Raw genomic sequence first — 21,105 nt, forward strand, 5'->3', positions numbered from 1 at the left:
GCCGCTTGCTGTCGGCCAAGATGAGCGTATATCGCTAGCGAAAGATGAAATTCAACGGTGATCCAGGAGAGAGGAACCAACCCATGAGCCTTCGTATCAACGATATTGCACCAGATTTCTCCGCCGAGACGACGCAGGGACCAATCCGTTTTCATGAGTGGATTGCAGACGGTTGGGCGGTGCTGTTCTCGCATCCGAAGAACTTCACCCCGGTCTGCACGACGGAACTCGGCGCGATGGCCGGGCTCGAACAAGAATTCAGTAAACGTGGTGTCAAGATCATCGGCATATCCGTCGATCCGGTGGAAAGCCACGGCAAGTGGAAGAACGACATCAAGACGGCTACCGGTTTCGATGTTGGCTATCCACTGATCGGCGACAAGGATCTCAAGGTCGCCAAGCTCTATGACATGCTGCCGGCAGGCGCAGGCGAGAGCTCGGAAGGCCGCACGCCGGCCGACAACGCCACCGTGCGCTCTGTCTTCGTCATCGGCCCCGACAAGAAGATCAAGCTCATCCTCACCTATCCGATGACGACGGGCCGCAACTTCAATGAAATCCTGCGTGCGATCGACTCCATCCAGTTGACAGCCAAGCATCAGGTAGCGACACCTGCTAACTGGCAGCAAGGGGAAGACGTCATCATCACGGCTGCGGTTTCGAACGATGACGCGATCGCGCGCTTCGGCTCTTTCGACACCGTCCTTCCTTATCTCAGGAAGACCAAGCAGCCGACCGGCTGATTGGAGCCTCGGAGCCTCCGCGGACATGATAGGATCGGCGTGCATTGACCACGGAAGCGGGAGATACGCCCGATCCTTTGCACAATCCGCACTGATGTCGTCCGTCCGCCTCTTCCACATCGCTTCGTTCGGCGGCAGCCGCTCGATAAGCTCTAGCGAGGTACGGTGGTGGACGCAAGCATGCGCCGCTCGCGCGCTATGGATCATTTCCGCTGACATGCGGTCGATGTTTCGGTGCCCGAACCGACGGGATGCATGCATAATCGACTGGAAGCAAGATCTCACGGTTGCGCTCTGCGCTGCCCTGAGCGCTCGGCGCGGTCCGGTCGATCGCGACGTCAGACCTTCCGGGGGCGGACTTCCATGAATAGGTATGGTGCGCCGGTTCCCGAAGGGATCGCATAGACGTCATAGGACGCCTGCGGGTCGTCTCCCATCCCCAACGAGCCAGGTGGCATGCCCGGCACGGCCAGCCCTCGGACCGGCGGCCGCTCCCGCAGCAGGCGTTGAACGGCCTCAAGCGGAACATGCCCCTCAAGGTAGTATTCCTCGACGATGGCAGTGTGGCATCCCTCCACGGCGGCAGGCACACCAAGCCGCGCCTTGACCGCGGCAAGGTCGTCGGTGTCGCGGGCGTCGACGGAAAATCCTGCCGCGGCCATCGCCTTCGACCATTCATGACAGCAGCCGCAGTTCGGATCCTTGTAGACCGTCATCTTCGACGGGGCCGCGGCGCGGACCCCTCCACCAACGAACGCCAGGGCGGATGCCGCCAATGCTATGAAGCTTCTCCTGTGCATCGTCTCCACTCCTCGATGTCCTGCCGCCCGGGCGGATCCGGGCGGCAGGGGTCCGCTATTTTACCTCGGTGACGGTCAGCTTGCCATTCACGCGTTCGGCAACGAACTCGATGTTCGAACCTTCCTTCAGCTTTTCGAGCAGAGCCGCGTTTTCAACGCGGAAGACCATCGTCATCGCCGGCATGTCGAGGCTCTTCAGGTCTTCATGCTTGATGGTGACCTTCTTCGCCTTGGCGTCGATCTTGTTGACGACGCCTTTGGTGAATTCCTGGGCAAACGCACCGAAGGCCGCGCTGGCGGAGAACAGGGCGGCGATGCCGATCTTGATCATTGCCGTTTTCATGCTTGTGACTCCTTTTTACAGATTACTTGCCAGCGACGGTGACGTCGCCGTGCATGCCGGCTTCATAGTGGCCGGGGATCAGGCAGGCGAACTTGAACTCGCCGTCGGTGGTGAACTTCCAGACGATCTCGCCGGATTGGCCGGCCGGAAGGCGGATCGAATTCGGATCGTCATGTTCCATCTCGGGGAACTTCTCCATGACTGCCTTATGCTCGAGAATCTTGTCTTCCTGATCGAGCACGAACTCGTGGTCGACGGCTCCGGCATTCTTGATCGCGATCTTGACCGTCTGCCCCTTGCGGACGTTGAAGACGGCGGGGGTGAATATCATCTTCCCGTCGTCGGTTTCCTTCATCGTGACGCGGATCGTCTGCGTGGCCTTCGCCTTGTCGCCGGGCTCTCCGACAGCCATTTTTTCACCGTGACCGCCGGCATGATTGCCGGCAGCCAGGGCAGGGGTTGCGAGGGCGACCAGCGCCAGTGCCAATACAAAGTTCTTCATGAGTAAATCCTTTTTTGACGTGGGAGATTGGGCCTCAGCCGTTTGTCGGCCTGGGCGTGATTTGTGTCTTCGCGTCTTTGGCCTTGGTCGCGTCCGGCAGTTCGCCGCTCCACTCCCAGGCCTGCGTTCCGGGCGGGTTTTCGTACCAGCCCGGATCGGAGTAATCGTCCGCCGAGATGCCCTCGCGGACCTTCACGACCGAGAACATGCCGCCCATCTCGATGGGGCCGTGCGGCCCCCAGCCGGTCATCATGGGAATGGTATTCTCGGGAATGGGCATTTCCATTTCGCCCATGTCGGCCATGCCCTTGGTGCCCATGGGCATGTATTCCGGCTGCAGCTTCTTGATCTTCTCGGCGACCTTCGACTTGTCCGCGCCAATGAAGGTCGGGATGTCGTGACCCATGGCGTTCATCGTGTGGTGCGACTTGTGGCAGTGAATCGCCCAGTCGCCGAGGTACTTGGCGTCGAACTCGTAAGCCCGCATCGCACCAACAGGGATGTCGATGCTCACCTCCGGCCACCGCGCCTCCGGCCGCACCCAGCCGCCGTCGGTGCACGTCACCTCGAAGTCGTAGCCATGCATGTGGATTGGGTGGTTCGTCATCGTCAGGTTCCCGACGCGGACGCGCACCCTGTCGTTCTTCGAAACGACGAGCGGGCTGATGTCCGGAAACACGCGGCTGTTCCAGCACCACATGTTGAAGTCGGTCATCTCCATGATGCGCGGCACGTACGATCCAGGATCGATGTCGTAGGCGTTGAGCAGAAAGACGAAGTCGCGGTCGACGCGCATGAACTTCGGATCCTTGGGATGGACGACGAAGAAGCCCATCATGCCCATGGCCATCTGCACCATCTCATCTGAATGCGGGTGGTACATGAAGGTGCCGGATTTCACGAGGTCGAACTCGTAGACGAAGGTCTTGCCGGCAGGAATGTGCGGCTGCGTCAGCCCGCCGACGCCGTCCATGCCCGACGGCACGATCATGCCGTGCCAGTGGATCGTCGTGTGCTCCGGAAGCTTGTTCGTCACGAAGATGCGGATGCGATCTCCTTCGACGGCCTCGATGGTTGGCCCCGGAGATTGGCCGTTGTAACCCCACAAGTAGGCGGTCATACCGTCGGCCATCTCGCGTTCGACCGGTTCGGCAACGAGGTGGAACTCCTTGACGCCGTTGTTCATCCGGTGGGGCAGGGTCCAGCCGTTGAGCGTGACGACCGGCTGGTAGTCCGGACCCGAGGTCGGGTGAAGCGGCGGCTGCATGTCCGCCGATTCCATTGTCGGGGCGTCGGGAAGGCCCATCGCCGACGTCTTCGTCCAGGTTCCCGCCGCAAGCAGGGCCGCGCTCGCACCGAACAGTTGTCGTCTGTTGAACATGGTGATGTCCTTTCTCAATGGCCGCCGCCACCGCTGCTTTCGGGAGCAGCGGCGACCTCGGTCTCTGCCGACGCGTTCGTCGCACCGCCGCCGTAGATGGCTGGCGCGAGGTTGGCTTCGGCCAGCCAGAAGTCTCGCTTCGCGTTGACGGAGAGCAGGATGGAGTTGATCTTGTCGCGGGTGTCGGTGAGCAGCTCGAAGGTGTTGGTGATCATGCCGTTGTAGGTCAGCAGGGATTCCTCCTCGACCTTGGTGCGCAACGGCACGACGGCGTTGCGGTAGTGCCGCGCGATGTCGTAATTCGAGCGGTAGGCCTCGTAGGCGGAGCGCGCTTCCGAGCGGACGTTGACGGCCTTCTCCGCGAGCTGGTTCGCCGCCCGCATGTACGCCGCCTCGGCCTTGCGCATCCGGGCCTTGCCGGTGTCGAAGATCGGGATTGCGAACTCCAGTTCGACCTGGGCGGTCGTCCTGGTCTTCTTCTCGTCGTCCTCGATTTCCCGTTCGGTTTCGAAACCGGTCAGGATTTCGAGGTCGGTGACGTAGCGCGTCGCCTCGGTGAGGCCGTAGGATCTGGCAGTTGCCTCGAGTTCGAGCTTCGCCACCTGGAGGTCTATCCGATTTCGGAGTGCTTCGGCCTCGATGGTGTCGCGCCTGACGACGGACTTTGGAAGGGGAGGCAGGCTGTTTGGAACCTGGTAGTCCAGGTCCGTGCCCCAAAGGCCCATGAGCCGTGTCAGCTCCTCCTTGGCGAGACGGGCCGCCAGCCGGGCTTTCGCGGTCTCTCCGGCGAGTTCGGCGACGAACACATGTTCGCGGGCCTGGGCGCCCTTGGTCATCGAGCCGGTCTCGCCCAGCTTCTCCGCAAGCTCGGAAGCGGCGTCCGCCGTCGCCTGGGCGCGCTGGAGCTGCCCGACGTTCTCCCAGGCTGCCACCGCGCCGATCCAGGCACGCCGCGTGTCGGCGGCGACCTGGAGCGTTTTCACGGCCGCGGTCAACTGCGCCTGCCGGAAGCGGGTGTCGGCGATCGCCACGTCCCGGTTCCTCGTCGCGAGTGCCAGGATGTTCGTCGTGATCATCCCTTCGATGGTCTTGAACGCCTCCAGTTCCGGCGTCCCCATGCCAGTCGTGCCGATGGAGACGGTCGGGTTGATGAACATCGTCGACTGCCAGGCGTCGGCGGCGCTGTCGCCAAGATCGGCGTAGGTCGCCTGGAGGCCCCTGTTGTTGAGCAGGGCGACCTGGACGGCCGTCTCGACGTCGAGGGCCTTCTTTCGAGCGAGCAGGCTTCTTACCTGCGCGGCTGCCGACCGGGCCTGGTTTTGGTTCTGGATCCAGACGGTCTGCTTCGCCGTGACAGCGGCGGTCTTGTTTGAAACGGAGGTGAAGCCGGCTTCCTTGCTGGAATACTCTGCGCCCGTGACGCAGCCGCTCAGTACCAGCGGGAATACCAGCGCCACCATCGTTCTTCTAGGCTCGATCATGAGGCGTCTCCATTGGCTGGAGACTGCAGATCGTTCTGTCTGCGCCACGGCTTGGGGTCGACGGGCTGCCTGGCGACGTAGGCCGAGATCGGCGACCGGTATGCGACCGGGCGCGCGGACGGCTGTTCGACTGCGGCGGAGGACGCCACCACGTCGGGAGGAAGTGTGGATGCGCAGCCGCCGATAACAAGCGGCAGCCCCACCACGAAAAGCGAGGGTTTCATTATGAAATTTCCGAATAAGAGATTGCCTACGGGGCACCCACCGCACGAAGGCAGGTGTCCGGCTGGACCCGATCAAGCGGGCGCGTCTCTATTCAGATATTCGGGGGACGGTGGAGGGGCGGCAGTTCGCCAAGCGTCGTCCGGTCGTCGACGAACTGCCGGATGGAAATCTCGACGGGTCCGCCGACGTCGGGGCCCTCACAAATCATGCCAAGCCCGCCGCAGAAATCGCTGCAGCATTCCTGCTTGACCAGCTTCGATACACCATCGGCTCTATCGGAGATGTCGCCATGCGAGTGGTCATGATGGGCCATGTCCGCCACGTCGTGGCCCTCGTGAGACGGCGTCACGTCCGAGGCGACGGCTACCAGTTGGGGGAACGAGGAGCCGTGCATCGCCGCGTTGGCGTTCGACAGCGAGTACCCCGCCAGTGATACGATGACCACCAGCCGCATCATCACGAGCAGCCTGCTCATTGTGATTCGGTACATCTTGCCCATTCCCAACGAGCTACATGCAAAGCAGCCCGATTTCAATTAGGACCTATCTGTTGTCGATGTTCGAGTCCTTTATATGGCGCGAATACCACGTTGTGCACAGGCTAGTGCTTCCAACGGCGGTAACGTCAATGGGAGCCGTTCTTTCTGACCATGATTGATCTCGCGCCCATTCATCGCGGCTCTTGGCGCAGCAACGATATTACCAATGCAGTCGGAGCCTGTGTTTAATCGGCTCTCAGCACCACAAGCATGTCCGCCGGGAATGTGCCGAAATCTGCGTTCCGTGCGCCGAAGACTGCGAACGGATCGGCGACATGCAGAGCTGCGTCGACGCCTGCCGGAAGTGCGCCGAGAGCCGTGAGAAGATGGCCCCCTGAGGCGATTGCGACGGGCCAGTGTACGACTTGTCAATGCGCAACAATCGCCTCGCAGCCTATCATGAGAGGGTGATCGGCAGGGCGAAGGGCCGCGGGCTCGGGATCGACGTCGGGTCGCGCAGGCATGTTCCGCAGCGCGGAAATGTATTTTCCGGGAGGGCGGAGCGGTTTTCGATGCCGCTCCCGCCCATCAGCAAATTCGACGATATCACCCGACGTGACCTATGCCTTCGCAGAACGCCATCTCAGACTGACGTTGAAGACACTACAAGGCACTGATGGCTGATTGGCCCCAAGGCGGAGACGCTCTGAACCCTTCACCTCCGAGTTGCCCACGTTAACTTCCATATGGAACTCAGATACCCTGTTCGTCAACCATCCTGCCGCTGCGCGCTTCCAGCCGATAGCGGTGCCCCGGATAGACAAGTCTGGCAGTCGAGACAATCTTCTTGCCCGACCAGGTCCGTCGCCGGATCGCAAGGCATGGTTCCGTTTTCAAGATCATCAGCAGCTTGCATTCCCAGCTTCTCGGCATTGCCGCCTCGACGACGTGCTCGGATCCACTCAATGGCGCTGCGGCCGTGAGATAAGCATTCGGCGTCACTGAAGAGAAGTCTTGCTCCAGGTAATTCGGCGCCGCCGACGGGTTGACGAAGCGGTCTTCGATTTGCACCGGAACGCCGTTTTCACTGTGAACGATGAGCGAGTGGAAGACAAAGCCGCCGATTTCGAGCTCCAGCGCGTCAGCCACTTCCGGGGAGGCGGTTTCTTTCGCAAGAATAATGACCGCTGCCTCATGCGCGTTTCCGCGCTCGGCAATCTCATCAGCAATATTACGCACTTCAAAAAGCGCAGAATAGCCTTTGCGCTCCGCAACAAACGAACCGACGCCCTGGATGCGCACCAGCTCACCCTCGCTGGCAAGCTCGCGCAACGCCCGATTGGCGGTCATCTTGCTGACGCCGAGCTCGACGACGAGTTCATTCTCGGAAGGCACGCGATGCTTCGGCGGCCATTCGCCGCTGTGAATGCGATCGAGGATCATCTGTTTGACGCCGGCATAAAGCGGTGCAGTGTCATTTTCCGAAAACTCGCGCTTCATCTCGCCCGGACGCTTCATTGCCCATTCCTTTTGCATCGATGGAATCTGCCCGATAAACAGACTTTTCTCTTGCATATCATGAAATCTCTCATATGGTACCCTATACAACCTCCTGATCGAGCCTTCGAGTAAAATCGATGACGACAGGCAAGCCGGCGCAGACCGGTTTCATGCAGCCACAAGGTCAATGACAACTTCAGAGGAGATTGATGATAATGAGATTCAAGACGCTTTTTCTTTCTACCTGGTTTACGCTTGCAGCCTTCGCCGCCCCGCTCGCCGCCAAGGATTGGAAGACCGCGACGATAACGCTCGAAGGCGCCTACGCGCCGTGGAATCTGACGAATGCCGACGGCTCGCTTGGCGGTTTCGAACCCGAACTCGCCAAGATCCTTTGCGAACGTGCCAAGATCGAGTGCAAGCTCGTCGCCTCCGACTGGGACGGGATGATTCCAGCGCTCAACGCCGGAAAGTTCGACGTCATCATGGACGCCTTGTCGATCACCGAGGAGCGCAAGAAGATTATCGACTTTACGGTTCCCTATGCCGCGACCCCCGCCGCCTTTGCGACAGCAAAGGATAGTCCGCTTGCCAACGCCGCAGGCACAGGCACGACCATCAAGATGACCCCCGGCCAGACTGGGGTGAAGGAAATTGAAGGCCTCAAGCAAGCCTTCAAGGACAAGACGATCGGCATTCAGGCGGCGACTGTCTACGCCAAATTCGTCTACGACAACTTCGGCAGCATCGCCGAGATTCGTGAATACAAGACCGGTGCAGACCGCGACCTTGACTTGCAGAGCGGCCGTATCGATCTCGGCTTCGACGATGCGGTCTATTTCAACAACGCGTTCCAAGCCGCAAACGGTGCGCTTGCCTTTACCGGTCCCGAAATCGCCGGCTCCATCTGGGGCGAGGGCGAAGGTCTTGGACTGCGCAAGGCAGATACGGATCTGCGCGACAAGTTCAACCAGGCCATCAAGTCGGCCCTTGCCGATGGCACCGTCAAAAACCTCTCTATGAAGTGGTTCAAGGTCGACGTCAGCCCGCAACAGTAAGCGCCGGTTCCGGCCGAACTTCCGGCCCCCGCTTTTTTGACGGGGACCGCATGTTATTCTGACAGCCCCTTCAAGGGCAGCGCGGAGAACGGATATGGCGACACTGGAACTGATTGGCTTCGGCTCGACGGGGTGGGGGGCACTGCTGCTGCTCGGTGCGGCGACGACGCTCGCCGTGACGGCGACAGCGCTCGCAATCGGGGCGCTGCTCGGAACGATCGTCGCCGGCGCCAAGCTATCCGGCAATTGGCTGCTCTTTGCCATCGGCAGTCTCTACACCACCGTTTTTCGCGGCGTTCCCGAACTGCTGATCATCTATCTGATCTATTTCGGCGGATCATCCGCGATGACGGCGATCGGCACGGCCATGGGTTACGAGGGTTTCCTCGGACTGCCTTCCTTCGCGGCCGGTGCGCTGGCCGTCGGTATCATTTCAGGCGCATATCAGGCGGAGGTCTTCCGTGGCGCCTACCTTGCGATTTCCAAGGGTGAACTTGAGGCGGCATCCGCAATCGGCATGCCCCGTGGCTTGCGCTTTTGCCGCATTATCATGCCACAGGTCCTGCGTTTTGCCATTCCCGGTCTCGGCAATGTCTGGCAATTGAGCCTCAAGGACTCGGCGCTGGTTTCGGTGACGGGTCTCGCCGAATTGATGCGGACCAGCCAGGTCGCGGCCGGCTCTACCCGGCAATATTTCCTCTTCTTCATCGTCGGTGGCGCGCTCTATCTGATCCTGACGAGCCTTTCCGATCGGGTATTCAACGGTGCCGAGCGGCGGACAAACCGCAGCATGCCGGCAGCTTCGATGGGCCAGGCCTGAGGAACGACCATGGATTTCACCTTTCTGTCGCAGACCATGATCACGCTTCTGAAGGCCGTGCCGATGACGCTGGCGCTCTTTTCCGCGTCGATCTTCTTCGGCCTCCTTTTGGCGCTCTTGATCGTCTGGATGCGCATTGGCGGCAATCGGGTGCTTTCGGCGATTGCCAAGGGCTACGTCTTTATCTTCCGCGGCTCACCGCTTCTGATCCAGATGTTTCTCGTCTTTTACGGCCTCGGGCAATTCGGTTTCATCCGCTATTCCTTCCTCTGGCCGTTCCTGCGCGAGCCTTTCGTCTGTGCGGTCCTGTCGCTGGCGCTCTGCACCGCCGGCTACACGGCTGAAATCTTCCGCGGCGGCATTCGTGCAATCTCTCCAAGGGAGATCGAGGCCGCCCGCTCGATCGGCATGTCGGGCTTGCTGCTTGTGCGCCGCATCCTGGCGCCCATCGCTTTCCGGCACGCCCTGCCTGCTTATTCGACCGAGATCGTGCTGATGATGAAGTCGACGGCTCTCGCAAGCCTCGTCACAGTATGGGAGGTCACAGGTGTCGCCCAGCGTCTGATCTCGCAGACCTATCGCACGATGGAGGTCTTCCTCTGTGCTGCCCTCATCTACCTTGTTTTGAACTTCATTATCCTTCAGGGCATGACCCTGCTTGAATATTCGCTCTCCCGACATCGCCGCGCCGTTCCGGCGGCGCTGAAGGCGTAGGATCAGACTGAACCCGATTGGAGCCTTCATGCCCGGTCTAACCCGACTTTCGGTCCGCAACATCCGCAAGAGCTTCGGAACTCACGAGGTGTTACGCGGAATTTCCCTCGACGCACAGGATGGCGATGTGATTTCGCTGCTTGGCGCCTCGGGCTCCGGCAAATCGACGTTCCTGCGTTGCATCAACCTTCTCGAGACGGCGACGAGTGGCGAGATCTGGGTCGATGGTGAAGAGATCCAGATGGTGCATAAGAACGGAAGAAGCAGGCCCGCGAGCCAGAAGCAGGTCGATCATATCCGCTCCGAACTCGGCATGGTTTTTCAGCAATTCAACCTCTGGTCACATATGACCATCCTGCAGAATGTGATCGAAGGCCCCGTGCATGTCCTCAAACGGCCGCGTGCAGAATGCATTTCCGAAGCCGAGGCGCTGCTCGAAAAAGTCGGCATCGCCGACAAGCGTCATGCCTATCCGGCGCATCTTTCCGGCGGCCAGCAGCAGCGCGCCGCGATCGCGCGCGCGCTTGCGATGAAGCCAAAGGTGATGCTCTTCGACGAGCCGACCTCTGCACTTGATCCAGAACTCGTCGGTGAGGTACTCCGCGTCATGCGTGCGCTCGCCGAAGAGGGCATGACCATGCTCGTCGTTACCCATGAAATGAGTTTTGCCAGCAACGTCTCTAATCGCGTCATCTTCATGCGCGAAGGTCTTGTGGAAAGCAGTGGCGCGCCGGACGAAATGTTCGGCGGCGGCGCATCGCCAGCCTTTCGCCAGTTCATTGGCCATTTCGGAAGCGGACAATGACCGTCACGATCGGGGACAGGCTTGGCTGGCGCGACATCGCTCAGGTCGGCGAAGGCGAGGCACTTGCACTGTCGCCGGCTGCAGAGGAACGTATCGCCCACGCTGCCCGTATCGTCGGGCGCATCGTCGAAAGCGGGGTGCGAGCCTACGGTATAAATACCGGCGTCGGCGCGCTGTCGGATACGGTCGTTGATCGTAGCTCGCAAAGCCGACTTTCGCGCAATATCGTACTTAGTCACGCATGCGGCGTCGGCCCGCTCTTGGCACCACGCGAGGTGCGGGCGATTATTGCCGCGCAGATCGCCAATTTTGCCCACGGCCATTCAGGCGTGCGGCCGGAAATCGTCAGCAACCTGGCTGCCTTTCTCGAGAGGGATTGCATTCCCGATGTGCCGTCGAAAGGCTCAGCCGGCTATCTCACCCATAATGCCCATAGTGCGCTCGTCTTGATTGGGGAGGGTTCTGCGCGCGTGGCCGGTCGTCCGATGCACGGGCGAGACGCGTTGACGGCGATCGGGCTTGCGCCACTCGTCCTCAAGGCCAAAGAAGGGCTGAGCCTTGTCAATGGCACGGCTTGCGCGACCGGTCTTTCGAGCATCGCTCTCGCACGTGCCGCCCGCCTGCTCGATTGGGCCGATGCAATCGCCGCCCTTACCCTGGAAGCTGCCGGCTGCCAGCTGGCAGCGTTCGACGAAGCGGTGCTTGCGCTTCGCCCTTCGAGGGGTATCGCGACGGTCGGTGCGTCCATCCGCAATCGGCTTTCGGGCAGCGGGCTTGTTGCGGCCGCCCTCGCAAGACGTACGCAGGATGCGCTCAGCTTGCGTGCGATACCGCATGCGCATGGCGGCGCGCGCGACGTATTCGAGCAGTCAGCCGAGACCGTCGACCGGGAGCTCGCATCCGTCACCGACAACCCGGCGATCTCGGGCACGCCGGACAATCCGATCGTCTCGTCAGAAGCGCATGCCGTTGCTCCGGCACTCGCGCAGGCGGCCGACAGCCTTGCAATCGCAATCGCTCAAATCGGCGCAATGAGCGAGAGGCGAATTGATCGGCTTGTCAATCCGTTGGTAAGCGGGCTTCCGCCTTTCCTTGCCAGTGATGCCGGCAGCAATTCCGGCTTCATGATCGCCCAGTACACGGCTGCGGCGCTCAGCAATGAGAACCGCCGTCTTGCTGCTCCGGCCTCGACGGATGGCGGCCTGACATCGGGACTGCAGGAGGATTTTCTCGCGCATCCGACAGCTGCTGCAAACAAGCTGCTTTCCGTCATCGATAATGCTGAATACATCCTGGCGATCGAATTGATGGCTGCAGCCCAGGCCCATGATTTTCTCGAGGCGACGGCGCCGAGGGCGAGAGGAACGGAAGAAATCCATATTATCGTGCGTGCGCATGTGCTGCACTATGCCGATGACCGCCCGCTTGGTGGGGACATGGAGGCGTTGCGCACTTTGCTTCGGGATCGCTCGCCACCGGCGGATACTTAAAGGGGTTGCCATGATCGCTCGATTCGACGTCGCTGTGATTGGCCTTGGGGCCATGGGAAGCGCAGCACTTGCATTTCTCGCCGCCCGCGGCGTCAAAGCGATTGGTATCGACGCTTATTTTCCCGCGCATGCAATGAGCTCGTCGCATGGCGACAGCCGGCTCATTCGGCTCGGCTATTTCGAGGACCCGTCCTATGTGCCGCTTCTTCAACGTGCCTATCGCAACTGGCGAGCGCTCGAAACCAGTCTAAGGACCGATATCCTGACCATCACCGGCGTGTTGCAGATTGGTCCGCCAGACAGCAAGATTGTGAGCGGCACGCGCACTTCGTGCAGGCTACACGGTCTTGCCCATGAAGAGCTCGACGCGGCGGAAATGGCGCGCCGCTTTCCTGCTTTTCAGCTCGATGACGATGAGGTTGCGATCCTCGATCCGCAAGGCGGATATCTGCGCCCGGAAGCTGCCGTCATGGGCTACATCAAACTTGCGGCCGAAAGCGGAGCGATGCTCCATTTTGGGGAGAAGGTTATGGCGCTCGATCCGGGTGACGGCGGTGTCACTATCTCTTCAGCGAGTGGCCGCTACCACGCCAGAAAGGTCGTCATCGCGACGGGATCCTGGATTGCGGAACTCGTTCCGCACCTGAAATCACACGCGACCCCGATCCGTCAGGTCGTGGCGTGGTATCAGCCAAAAGACGGTTTTGTAACAGAGCCGCAGCGCATGCCATGTTTCCTGCGCGATGAAGGTGCGGAAGGTTCTTATTTTGGCTTCCCTGCGATCGGCACCGACGGCATCAAGCTTGGCCGCCACGCGCATTTCCGCGAGCCGATCGACCCCAACGAACCCAATCCGCCGATCAACGACCAGGATACCGCACTGCTCGACGGCTTTGCGTCCAGACGTCTGCCTGGGGCTGCCGGGCTTCGTGTTCGCGCGGCCTCCTGCCGCTATACGATGTTGCCGAGCGAGGATTTCCTCTTCGACCTTTTGCCCGGACAGCCAAACATTGTCGCTGCATCGCCCTGTTCCGGGCATGGTTTCAAATTCGCGAGCATCGTCGGTGAGATTCTGTCTGACCTTGCACTCGATGGTGGCACCGCGTTGGAGATCGCGGCTTTCTCTTTTGACGCCCTCGAAAGACATCGCCATTCGCAACCTCTGGGCGTCAAGTAACCAAGCGACTGCTGCTGGCAACCGATGACGCATGCCGTCTGTCACGCGTCGGGGTCATCACGCGTCGCGCCCGCCAAGAGCTTCAATTGCTCCGGTTCATGCACGCCTTGGCGATATAATTCTATGATGATCGACGCCAGACGTGCGACCGTTTCATTGTCGGTGATATCCATCTGAGCACACAGATCATCAAGGACGTTATTGCAGACGGTCAGATCTTCAGACGTAAGCGGCTCGTCGCGGTGATTGCCGAAATGCTCTTCCATATCAGCCACCTGCACCAGGAGGTGCATCGTTTTCGAAAACTTCGCGGTATTGAATCGTCTGTTTCTCATCGACGTCGATCGACCCGCGCGCAGATGCCAGAAGGCGAACGCCTGGGCCGCCGGAGCCTGAATAGTCGCCGTCGAGGAAGGCAATGCCGGCCGCTTCGAGGGCACGAACTACGGCGACGACGTTGTTAGCCATACCCTTGACCTCTCCATCGCTGGCTTCCATCCGGCGTAAGGTGGGAGCAGAAACATTGGCGTCCTTGGCAAGTTCGACTTGACCAAGACCCGCCAACACACGCGCCGCTGCCAGCTGTTTGCCGGTGATGTGATTGATTTCACGCATGGTGATTTGAGCCGCTAGCCGCCTCTGTTCGTGAGGATACTAATTATCACACTGAGCGATTTTGATCAATCAAGATGTCAGAAGCGCCCGCCCGGTATTCTCAAAATGAATGCGTCCTGATCACGATCGCTGCAGGACCTCATCCGATTGGTTTAGGCCATTACCTCTTGAACGAAAACCTCTCAAAACCAATATTTTCTTGGGTCGAATAGCGGCATCTAGAGAGGAGAAAACACCATGCTTGTCAGTGAGGTGCCTTGGCGGGCTCCGGTAACGGTCCGCTTGGAGTGCGGACTTGAGCGGACATTTAACTCAGCCTTTGAAACCATTGATTTCCTTGAGAACGAGTGGCCCGAGCGGCGAGGTGAGCGCTACCATCGAGCCGTCAACCAGTGCCGGGGAGCACTGAGCCGAGTCGTCCCCGCAGAGGTGGCCCGCGAAGCATTTATCGCAGCCTGCCTGGAGGCTGGCATGCCGGCATTGGCAGGCACCCTCGCCGCACGTACACAAGCATCATCGCCGAACCTTGCAATAAGTGCATAATTGACGGCCGTCGGCGCGAAGCCGACGGCATTGTTATGATTTTTTAATGGTCGACGCGCATTCTGGCGGTGTCGCGAAGGTAATGCGTAGCGACTGCATTCATCCTCCTAGAACACGAAAATTAGGTCCGTCACTTGGCAAGCGGCGGGCCTCGTTCGTTTCAGACGCGCATGCCAGCCCCGGTAGTGCGCTCTAGCCTTTATGTAAACACAGTTGTCGCCTAAAAGCCGGGCATCGAACTTGCCTGTTAAGCTTTGTTTTGGCGCCCTTCGCGCTCAAGGCGGTCTTTCCTCTCAAAATCGATCATCCGTCGTCGGCAATGCGGCCGAGCGACTAATCCTGTGCGATTGAAAGGTAATCGTCATGAACAGCGGAACTGTTAAATTTTTCAATTCGGCCAAAGGCTTCGGCTTCATTCAGCCAAGCGATGGATCAACGGACGTTTTCGTTCACATCTCTGCACTAGAGCGCTCCGGCATGTCTGATCTAAGGGAAGGCCAGAAGGTCACCTTTGACATCGTGCGCGACAATAAAAGCGGAAAGAATGCCGCCGAGAATCTTCTCGCTGCGTGAGCCATTCAACCAGATCGGCCACTGACCACGGATTTACTGGCATTGTCCGTTACGACGAATTGAGGTCGGGATTGCCCGGCCTTTTTTAATTTCCAATTTTGGAGCTACGAGATGAAGAAAACCAATGCAGATCACCTTCTTCAGCGGGCCAAGCGCCAGGTCGCCAACACGAGCGCCGGCGGGCATCTGGGTGGTACCAATTTCGGACAGGCCTATGACGCTAAGACGTCATCAGTGAAGGCGAAAAGCGACAAGGTTCGCAGGAATGCCAACGGACGATAAGCCGGCGTCGACCGGATCAAGAGTGCCCGTTGCTCTAAAGCAGCGGGCATTGTCTTCGCTACAAAGGGCCGACGGCTCATTGTTGTCGGCCAGGCGCAGTCCGCCTGATATTACCAAACGGCCAGATACTTCAGGAGCGATACAATGCCGATGATTATCACGATAATCTGCACGATCTGGCGCATGCGGGCATCGATCGGCAGCCGCTGAACCAAGTATAAGACGAGAATGATTACGAGAAATGTGATCAAGATTCCGATTATCACTGACGCACCCATTTATCCTTACTCCTGTGGATGAAAGCCTTTGGACAACAGGCGTTTAACTAACGGATGGCAGGGTAAAGGAAAGAGCGGGATTGACGTTTCCAAATGCTCTTTAATTCGACCGACGTATCGGCCGGGGCGGCCATGAGGCCCCCGGCACTCGTCTTTCCCCTCTGAATGCCGCATCTGTGCAGCTTCGCCGCTATATGGCGTTATCGACGATGACCAGGGCGCGTCCCTGCGAGCAGGTCTCGATGCGGGCTGCGACTTTATAGATGTCGCGGAGCATTTCGGATGTGATGACGGCCGATGTATCGCCGCTGATCGCCATGGAACCGTCGGCAATGACGATCGTATTCTGACAGTAGCGAAGAGCGTGGTTGAGATCGTGGAGCGCGACCAGAACGATCATGCCCTTGCGCGCTGCCAGGTCGGAAATGAAGGTAAGGACATCCACCTGGCGATGCAGGTCGAGCGCGGAAGTCGGCTCGTCCATGAGGAGGACCTCGGGTCGGCGCACGAGCGCCTGTGCCAGCGATACCAGCTGGCGCTGCCCGCCGGAAAGCTCCCCGAGCTCTCGAAATGCGAGATCCTCAATCCGCAGTGCCTTCAGAACGGTGTCGATTTCGGCGAGCTCATCGTCGTGAACGCGCCAGCCGCTGCCCTGTTTGGCAGACAGCAGGATCGATTCGTAGACCGTCAGGACGGCGTTGGCGCCGGTATCCTGCGGCATGTAGCAGATCGTTCTCGGCCCGCGCTCCGTGCCGGAGAGTTCAACGAGCCCCGGCCCGGAGATCAATGAGGCGATGCGTTTGAATAATGTCGACTTGCCTGCCGCGTTGGGGCCGATCACCGCCGTTACACTGCCGCTCTGGAGCATGTCCGTGCTGACGCTGGAAAGCACCGTCCTGCGGCCGTAAGCGGCTCCAACGTCCTGAAGCGCAAGAGCTACCATGCACGCCTCCGGTTACTGAATATGAGAACGAAGAAGAAGGGAACGCCGACGAGCGCGGTGATCACGCCGATCGGAAGGATGGCGCCAGGAATGAGCATCTTGCTGACGACCGATGTCGTCGACAACAGAAGCGCGCCGCAGATGACGGCTCCTGGCAGGAAGAAGCGCTGGTCCTCGCCGACCAGCATGCGGGCAATATGCGGTCCAACAAGCCCGACGAAGCCGATGGTGCCGACGAAGGAGACGGGGATTGCCGCAAGCAGGCTGACGATCATCATTGTCTGCAGCCGCAAGCGGCGGACATTGACACCCATGCTGGCAGCCTTGTCGTCACCGAGGCGAAGAGCGGTCAGCGCCCAGGCATCCTTCATGAACAGCGGCACGGTGACGAGAAGCACCGCCCCGGTGAAATAGACCTTGGCCCAGGTGGCTTTCGTCAGGCTGCCCATGGTCCAAAAGACGACCGCCGCGAGCGCCTGTTCGGAAGCCAGATATTCGAGGAGGGAGAGGGCTGCGTTGAACGTGAAGACCAGGGCAATGCCGAGCAGCACGATGGTTTCGACGCTGACACCGCGCATCGTGGAGGCGAAGTGGATGAAGAGTGCGGCGACCATCGCCATGATAAAGGCGTTCAGCGGCACCACGTATTCGATGGCTCCGGGAAACAGGGAGACGCCGCCAACCAGCGCGAGTGCTGCGCCGAAGCTGGCGGCCGCCGAAATGCCAAGCGTAAAAGGGCTCGCCAATGGATTGGAGAGGATCGTCTGCATCTGGGCACCGGCGACCGAAAGCGATGCGCCGACCGTGATCGCCATCAGCGCGATCGGCATGCGGATATCCCAGATAACGACCCTCAGCTGGTTTGCAACTTCACCAGGGCCGAAGATCGCCGAGATAACCTCCGTCAGGCTGTAGCGCGCCGGGCCAAGCGCCATATCGGCCGCGACACTGAGGCACAGCGCGCCAACCAACCCGGTAAGGATCAGGATCCTGCGCGTTGCTAGAGCGCGATATCGCACGCGTCCCGCCGGCGCAACGAGTGTCTGGGTTGCCTCAGCCATCAGTTTGATCCCCGTTCCAGCGATACGAAATAGCCAGGCTTGAAGGTCACGGGAAGAAACCTCTCATGAAATTCCTTGAATGTTTGATCGGGATCGACATCAGCAAACAGCTCGGGGTGAAGCCATTTGGCAAATTGCTGGATCGGATAGAACTCGTATGGCGCGCCATAAAACTGATGCCACACGGCGTGAACTTGTCCGCTCCTAACAGCCTTTAGCGCCGGAAAGGGTGCGCGCGTCATCAGTTTTGCGAGCCTGTCGCGGGCAAGCGACATATCCGCGTCGCGGCCCACGGGCACAAACTGGTTGATGTCGGATTCGGCTGCCCAGTTCGAGCCGGTGACAATCACATGTTCGGGATCGGACACGACAAGCTGTTCGGGGTTGAGATCGCCGAAGGTCGTGGCAATAACATCTGATGCGACATTATGGCCACCGGCTTCTTCCACCATGGCGCCGAAATTGACGGGTCCGAAGGTGCGACAGCAGTTGTTTTCCCCGGAAATACCCGGCGCCCGCTCGACAAAGACCTTCGGGCGTTTCAGGTCCTTGATCGTTGCGAGCCTGTCGGTCACGCGGGCGATTTGCGCGCGCCGATAGGCAATAAATTCCTTGGCTCGGTCTTCGGCGCCGAAAAGGCGACCGAGCAGTTCGATCGACGCCTCGGTGTTGCGAACCGGATCGAGGCGAAAATCGAGATAGACGATCCTTATGCCGGCGGCGGCGGCCTTTTCCTCAAAGCCGCTATCTGTGGCTGACTTTTGCGCTTCCAGATTGAGGGTGATGACATCAGGCGAGAGCGCAATTGCCGCTTCGAGGCTGAACTCACCTTGGGGCAGGTAACCGAAACGTGGCAGGTCGGCAATCTTGGGAAATGCCTCGACATAGGCTGTGTAACTGTCTGGATCCTTCTTGATCAGATCATCGCGCCAGCCAACAATCTGATCGAAAGTCTTGTCACCCTTAAGGGCGGCGATGACGTGGATCTGCCGTGCCTCGCCAACGATGACGCGTTTTGCCGGCAGGTCGATCTTGAGTGTGCGGCCCGCAACATCGGTGATCTCGGCTGCCGTCGCGGGTAACGCAACCAGGCCAAGCAGGATGGCGGCGATGTGTCGAATGGCAGAAAACCGCATGGGAGGCTCCTTATCGACGCGGAATTCGCGCGCCGGTGAGAAATGGTCGGGCCGACGGTACGCTTCTGCGCGGTCGGCCCGGTTAGTCATGCTCATTCGTCCTTGAGGGAAACGAAATATCCCGGCTTGTAGTCGAGCGGCAGGAAGCGGGCATGCAATTCCTTGAAGGTCCCCTCAGGATCGAGATCGGCAAACAGATCCGGATGGAGCCACTTCGCGATCTCCTGGATGGCGACGAACTGGTAAGGGTTGTTGTAGAACTGGTGCCAGATGGCATGAACATTATGATCGGTCACCGCCTTGACGCCAGTAAAGGCCGGACGCTTGGTCAGGGCTTCGAGTTTGCGATGGGCTTCCTTCAGATCTGCGCCATAGCCAACGCCAACCCAGGCGCCGCCGGGCACATATTTGTCCCAGTTGCCGCCGGTGACGATGATCTGGTCCGGATTGGAAGCAATGATCTGCTCGGGATTGACCGTTCCGAACGTGCCGGGGATGATGTCCTTGGCCATGTTGGTACCGCCGGCAATTTCGACCATCTTGCCGAAATTTTCGTTGCCGAAGGACATGCAGCAATCCTCGGAATAGCCTCCCGCGCGTTCGACGAAGACGACAGGCTTCGGCGGGTTGGCCTTTTGAAGCGCGTCGGTCACGCGCTTGATACTGTCGGCGCGGAATTTGATGAAGTCTTCCGCAAGCGCTTCCTTGGCCATCAGCTTGCCCATGATGCGCATGCTGGGCTCGGTGTTCTCCATCGGCTTTTCGCGAAAGTCGACATAGACGAGCGGAATGCCGACTTTACCGAGCTTTTCGATGTATCCGGCTTCTTCGGTCGCGGTCTTCGCGTCGATGTTCATCAAGATCACGTCGGGCTTCAGCGCGACGGCCTGTTCGATATCGAAGGTGCCGTCCTTCATGCCACCAAAGGTCGGCAGCTTGGCAATCTCGGGATACTTCGCAAGGTAGGCGTCGTAGGATTCAGGGTCTGCTTTCGGCAGGTCGTCGCGCCACCCGACGACGTGCTCGAAGGGGGCTTCCTTATCCAGTGCTGCGAGAAAATAGATCTGTCGGCCCTCGCCGAGGATCATATGCTTGACGGGGGCGTTCACCTCAACCTCGCGCCCGGTCACGTCCTTCACGGTGATCTTTTCGGCAAGGGCCGGCCAGACGGCGGTGACGACAAGGCCCATTGCAAGAACGGCCGCTTTGCCTGTAATGCGCATTAAAATTCACTCCGTGGAAAACTGAAATGCCGTCTATTATTTTATGATAGTAATCGTCAAGTTATATCTATTAGAACAATTTCAAACTGGGACTGGCTGGCATGACGGTAATGGACGGGCAAGTGGCGGGCGGCGAGAATTACGGGCTTCGTGACGAGATCAAGGCCTATTGGTCGGCCAGAGCCGAGTCCTTCGACCAGTCGCCGGGCCACGAGATTTTCACCGAGACGGAGCGCAGCGCCTGGCATCGGTTGATCGTAAAGCATCTTGGGGCGGGAGAGGGCAGGCGTGCGCTCGACCTGGCGAGCGGCACGGGGGTCATTTCCCATCTCATGGACGATCTCGGTTTCGAGGTGACCGGCCTCGACTGGGCCGAGCCGATGCTGGAACGAGCCCGTGCCAAAGCAAAGAGCCGTGGCCGCATGATCAGTTTCCGAATGGCTGATGTCGAAAACACCACGGAGTTGGATGACACTTACGACGTCATCGTGACCCGCCATCTGGTGTGGACGCTGGTTGATCCCGAAAAAGCCTTCGCGGAATGGATGCGTGTGCTGAAGCCTGGCGGAACGCTGCTGATCGTCGATGGCGATTTCGTCAGTGCCAATTTTGCCGAGCGGCTGGTGAAGCGTGTGATGAAATTGCTCGAAGGTGGCGGACTTTTGAAAGCGGATCCGGGGCATGCGCCCGGAATGGCAGAGATCCATAGCAGTATCCTGTCGCGGGTCTATTTCTCAAAGGGAGCGCGGGCGGACAAGATCGCCGCACTTTTGAAGAATGCCGGTTTCGAACACATCCAGATCGATGAAAACCTGCGGGAAGTGCACAAAGCGCAGGCCCGCCACTGGAACTATTTCAAGGCGCTTTCCAGAGGCCTCCAGCATCGCTACGCGATCAGTGCGTGCAAACCTCGCTAAGGCTTTGATGGGATCTC

Annotated in this window: 26 protein-coding genes and 1 pseudogene; 12 read left to right on the top strand and 15 right to left on the bottom strand. The window is 59.6% G+C overall.

The genetic code is table 11. From position 1 onward, the window contains the following. The first annotated feature begins 83 nt into the window (after positions 1–83). Positions 84–743 (top strand): peroxiredoxin, encoded by a 660-nt coding sequence (locus tag ACZ9DP_RS06545; RefSeq protein ID WP_476200856.1) that lies wholly within the window; start codon positions 84–86, stop codon positions 741–743. A 338-nt stretch (positions 744–1,081) separates the two neighbouring features. Here ACZ9DP_RS06545 and ACZ9DP_RS06550 read toward each other — a convergent pair whose 3' ends face one another. The 7 genes from ACZ9DP_RS06550 to ACZ9DP_RS06580 form a co-directional block, all read right to left on the bottom strand. Continuing rightward, positions 1,082–1,543 carry a DUF411 domain-containing protein gene (locus ACZ9DP_RS06550; protein ID WP_372417483.1) on the bottom strand — a complete coding sequence of 154 codons (462 nt, stop codon included), beginning with the start codon at positions 1,541–1,543 and terminating at the stop codon, positions 1,082–1,084. 55 nt (positions 1,544–1,598) lie between these two features. Further along, positions 1,599–1,886, bottom strand: coding sequence for a copper-binding protein (locus ACZ9DP_RS06555; protein WP_476200858.1), 288 nt, complete (start codon positions 1,884–1,886; stop codon positions 1,599–1,601). A gap of 22 nt (positions 1,887–1,908) precedes the next feature. After that, positions 1,909–2,388 (bottom strand): cupredoxin domain-containing protein, encoded by a 480-nt coding sequence (locus tag ACZ9DP_RS06560; RefSeq protein ID WP_476200860.1) that lies wholly within the window; start codon positions 2,386–2,388, stop codon positions 1,909–1,911. 34 nt (positions 2,389–2,422) lie between these two features. Further along, on the bottom strand, positions 2,423–3,769 hold the full coding sequence (locus ACZ9DP_RS06565) for a multicopper oxidase family protein (RefSeq protein ID WP_476200862.1): 1,347 nt from the start codon (positions 3,767–3,769) through the stop codon (positions 2,423–2,425). Positions 3,770–3,783: 14 nt separating this feature from the next. Then, a complete protein-coding gene (locus ACZ9DP_RS06570; protein WP_476200863.1) occupies positions 3,784–5,250 on the bottom strand; it encodes a TolC family protein in 1,467 nt (488 codons plus the stop codon). Continuing rightward, positions 5,247–5,474, bottom strand: coding sequence for a hypothetical protein (locus tag ACZ9DP_RS06575; protein WP_074072099.1), 228 nt, complete (start codon positions 5,472–5,474; stop codon positions 5,247–5,249). Before ACZ9DP_RS06575 ends, ACZ9DP_RS06570 begins: the two co-directional genes overlap by 4 nt. Positions 5,475–5,566: 92 nt before the next feature. Continuing rightward, entirely contained in the window at positions 5,567–5,974 is a 408-nt protein-coding gene (locus ACZ9DP_RS06580) for a hypothetical protein (RefSeq protein ID WP_476200865.1), read from the bottom strand. Between the two features lie 218 nt (positions 5,975–6,192). Here ACZ9DP_RS06580 and ACZ9DP_RS06585 point away from each other — a divergent pair. Beyond that, positions 6,193–6,351 (top strand): annotated as a pseudogene (locus ACZ9DP_RS06585) (four-helix bundle copper-binding protein); the annotation flags it as partial. Between the two features lie 355 nt (positions 6,352–6,706). On the opposite strand, the gene hutC reads toward ACZ9DP_RS06585, so the two are convergent. Next, positions 6,707–7,471: a histidine utilization repressor gene (hutC, locus tag ACZ9DP_RS06590; RefSeq protein ID WP_476200866.1), complete on the bottom strand. Its 765-nt coding sequence runs from the start codon at positions 7,469–7,471 to the stop codon at positions 6,707–6,709. Positions 7,472–7,668: 197 nt separating this feature from the next. On the opposite strand from hutC, the gene ACZ9DP_RS06595 reads away from it, so the two are divergent. The 6 genes from ACZ9DP_RS06595 to solA all read left to right on the top strand — a co-directional run bounded on the left by ACZ9DP_RS06595 (position 7,669) and on the right by solA (position 13,517). Continuing rightward, positions 7,669–8,511: a transporter substrate-binding domain-containing protein gene (locus tag ACZ9DP_RS06595; protein WP_476200867.1), complete on the top strand. Its 843-nt coding sequence runs from the start codon at positions 7,669–7,671 to the stop codon at positions 8,509–8,511. 94 nt (positions 8,512–8,605) lie between these two features. Beyond that, positions 8,606–9,331: an ABC transporter permease gene (locus ACZ9DP_RS06600; RefSeq protein WP_476200869.1), complete on the top strand. Its 726-nt coding sequence runs from the start codon at positions 8,606–8,608 to the stop codon at positions 9,329–9,331. 9 nt (positions 9,332–9,340) lie between these two features. Beyond that, positions 9,341–10,045, top strand: a complete 705-nt coding sequence (locus ACZ9DP_RS06605; protein ID WP_283072586.1) for an ABC transporter permease — start codon at positions 9,341–9,343, stop codon at positions 10,043–10,045. 28 nt (positions 10,046–10,073) lie between these two features. Then, positions 10,074–10,850, top strand: a complete 777-nt coding sequence (locus tag ACZ9DP_RS06610; protein WP_194731016.1) for an ABC transporter ATP-binding protein — start codon at positions 10,074–10,076, stop codon at positions 10,848–10,850. After that, positions 10,847–12,340, top strand: a complete 1,494-nt coding sequence (locus ACZ9DP_RS06615; protein ID WP_239600497.1) for an HAL/PAL/TAL family ammonia-lyase — start codon at positions 10,847–10,849, stop codon at positions 12,338–12,340. Before ACZ9DP_RS06610 ends, ACZ9DP_RS06615 begins: the two co-directional genes overlap by 4 nt. Positions 12,341–12,350: 10 nt before the next feature. After that, the gene (solA, locus tag ACZ9DP_RS06620; protein WP_476200871.1) at positions 12,351–13,517 is read left to right on the top strand and encodes an N-methyl-L-tryptophan oxidase; all 1,167 of its coding nucleotides are present in this window, start codon (positions 12,351–12,353) and stop codon (positions 13,515–13,517) included. Between the two features lie 41 nt (positions 13,518–13,558). On the opposite strand, the gene ACZ9DP_RS06625 is transcribed toward solA, so the two are convergent. Both ACZ9DP_RS06625 and ACZ9DP_RS06630 read right to left on the bottom strand, forming a co-directional pair. Next, positions 13,559–13,783: a hypothetical protein gene (locus tag ACZ9DP_RS06625; RefSeq protein ID WP_194731019.1), complete on the bottom strand. Its 225-nt coding sequence runs from the start codon at positions 13,781–13,783 to the stop codon at positions 13,559–13,561. Position 13,784: 1 nt separating this feature from the next. After that, on the bottom strand, positions 13,785–14,132 hold the full coding sequence (locus ACZ9DP_RS06630; protein ID WP_476200873.1) for a helix-turn-helix domain-containing protein: 348 nt from the start codon (positions 14,130–14,132) through the stop codon (positions 13,785–13,787). A 237-nt stretch (positions 14,133–14,369) separates the two neighbouring features. Between ACZ9DP_RS06630 and ACZ9DP_RS06635 the strand changes: the two genes are divergently transcribed. The 3 genes from ACZ9DP_RS06635 (at position 14,370) to ACZ9DP_RS06645 (ending at position 15,530) form a co-directional block, all read left to right on the top strand. Continuing rightward, complete coding sequence (locus tag ACZ9DP_RS06635) at positions 14,370–14,675, top strand: DUF982 domain-containing protein (protein ID WP_476200875.1); 306 nt, start codon at positions 14,370–14,372, stop codon at positions 14,673–14,675. A gap of 363 nt (positions 14,676–15,038) precedes the next feature. Then, on the top strand, positions 15,039–15,248 hold the full coding sequence (locus tag ACZ9DP_RS06640) for a cold-shock protein (RefSeq protein ID WP_194731021.1): 210 nt from the start codon (positions 15,039–15,041) through the stop codon (positions 15,246–15,248). A gap of 111 nt (positions 15,249–15,359) precedes the next feature. Further along, complete coding sequence (locus tag ACZ9DP_RS06645) at positions 15,360–15,530, top strand: hypothetical protein (RefSeq protein ID WP_167378018.1); 171 nt, start codon at positions 15,360–15,362, stop codon at positions 15,528–15,530. A gap of 110 nt (positions 15,531–15,640) precedes the next feature. Here the strand turns inward: ACZ9DP_RS06645 and ACZ9DP_RS06650 are convergent, their stop codons facing one another. The 5 genes from ACZ9DP_RS06650 to ACZ9DP_RS06670 all read right to left on the bottom strand — a co-directional run bounded on the left by ACZ9DP_RS06650 (position 15,641) and on the right by ACZ9DP_RS06670 (position 20,171). Continuing rightward, the gene (locus tag ACZ9DP_RS06650) at positions 15,641–15,808 is read right to left on the bottom strand and encodes a Thivi_2564 family membrane protein (protein WP_022716243.1); all 168 of its coding nucleotides are present in this window, start codon (positions 15,806–15,808) and stop codon (positions 15,641–15,643) included. Positions 15,809–15,998: 190 nt separating this feature from the next. Further along, the gene (locus tag ACZ9DP_RS06655; RefSeq protein ID WP_239600502.1) at positions 15,999–16,751 is read right to left on the bottom strand and encodes an ABC transporter ATP-binding protein; all 753 of its coding nucleotides are present in this window, start codon (positions 16,749–16,751) and stop codon (positions 15,999–16,001) included. Further along, positions 16,745–17,812 (bottom strand): FecCD family ABC transporter permease, encoded by a 1,068-nt coding sequence (locus tag ACZ9DP_RS06660; RefSeq protein ID WP_074072092.1) that lies wholly within the window; start codon positions 17,810–17,812, stop codon positions 16,745–16,747. The genes ACZ9DP_RS06655 and ACZ9DP_RS06660 overlap by 7 nt, the downstream gene beginning before the upstream one ends. Further along, entirely contained in the window at positions 17,812–18,948 is a 1,137-nt protein-coding gene (locus ACZ9DP_RS06665) for an ABC transporter substrate-binding protein (RefSeq protein ID WP_476200878.1), read from the bottom strand. Before ACZ9DP_RS06665 ends, ACZ9DP_RS06660 begins: the two co-directional genes overlap by 1 nt. A gap of 92 nt (positions 18,949–19,040) precedes the next feature. Beyond that, entirely contained in the window at positions 19,041–20,171 is a 1,131-nt protein-coding gene (locus tag ACZ9DP_RS06670; RefSeq protein WP_476200879.1) for an ABC transporter substrate-binding protein, read from the bottom strand. A 101-nt stretch (positions 20,172–20,272) separates the two neighbouring features. Here ACZ9DP_RS06670 and ACZ9DP_RS06675 point away from each other — a divergent pair, with 101 nt between their 5' ends. Further along, positions 20,273–21,088 (top strand): class I SAM-dependent methyltransferase, encoded by an 816-nt coding sequence (locus ACZ9DP_RS06675; RefSeq protein ID WP_476200880.1) that lies wholly within the window; start codon positions 20,273–20,275, stop codon positions 21,086–21,088. The last annotated feature ends 17 nt before the right edge of the window (positions 21,089–21,105 follow it).

It is taken from the genome of Rhizobium sp. USDA 4016, assembly GCF_056279705.1.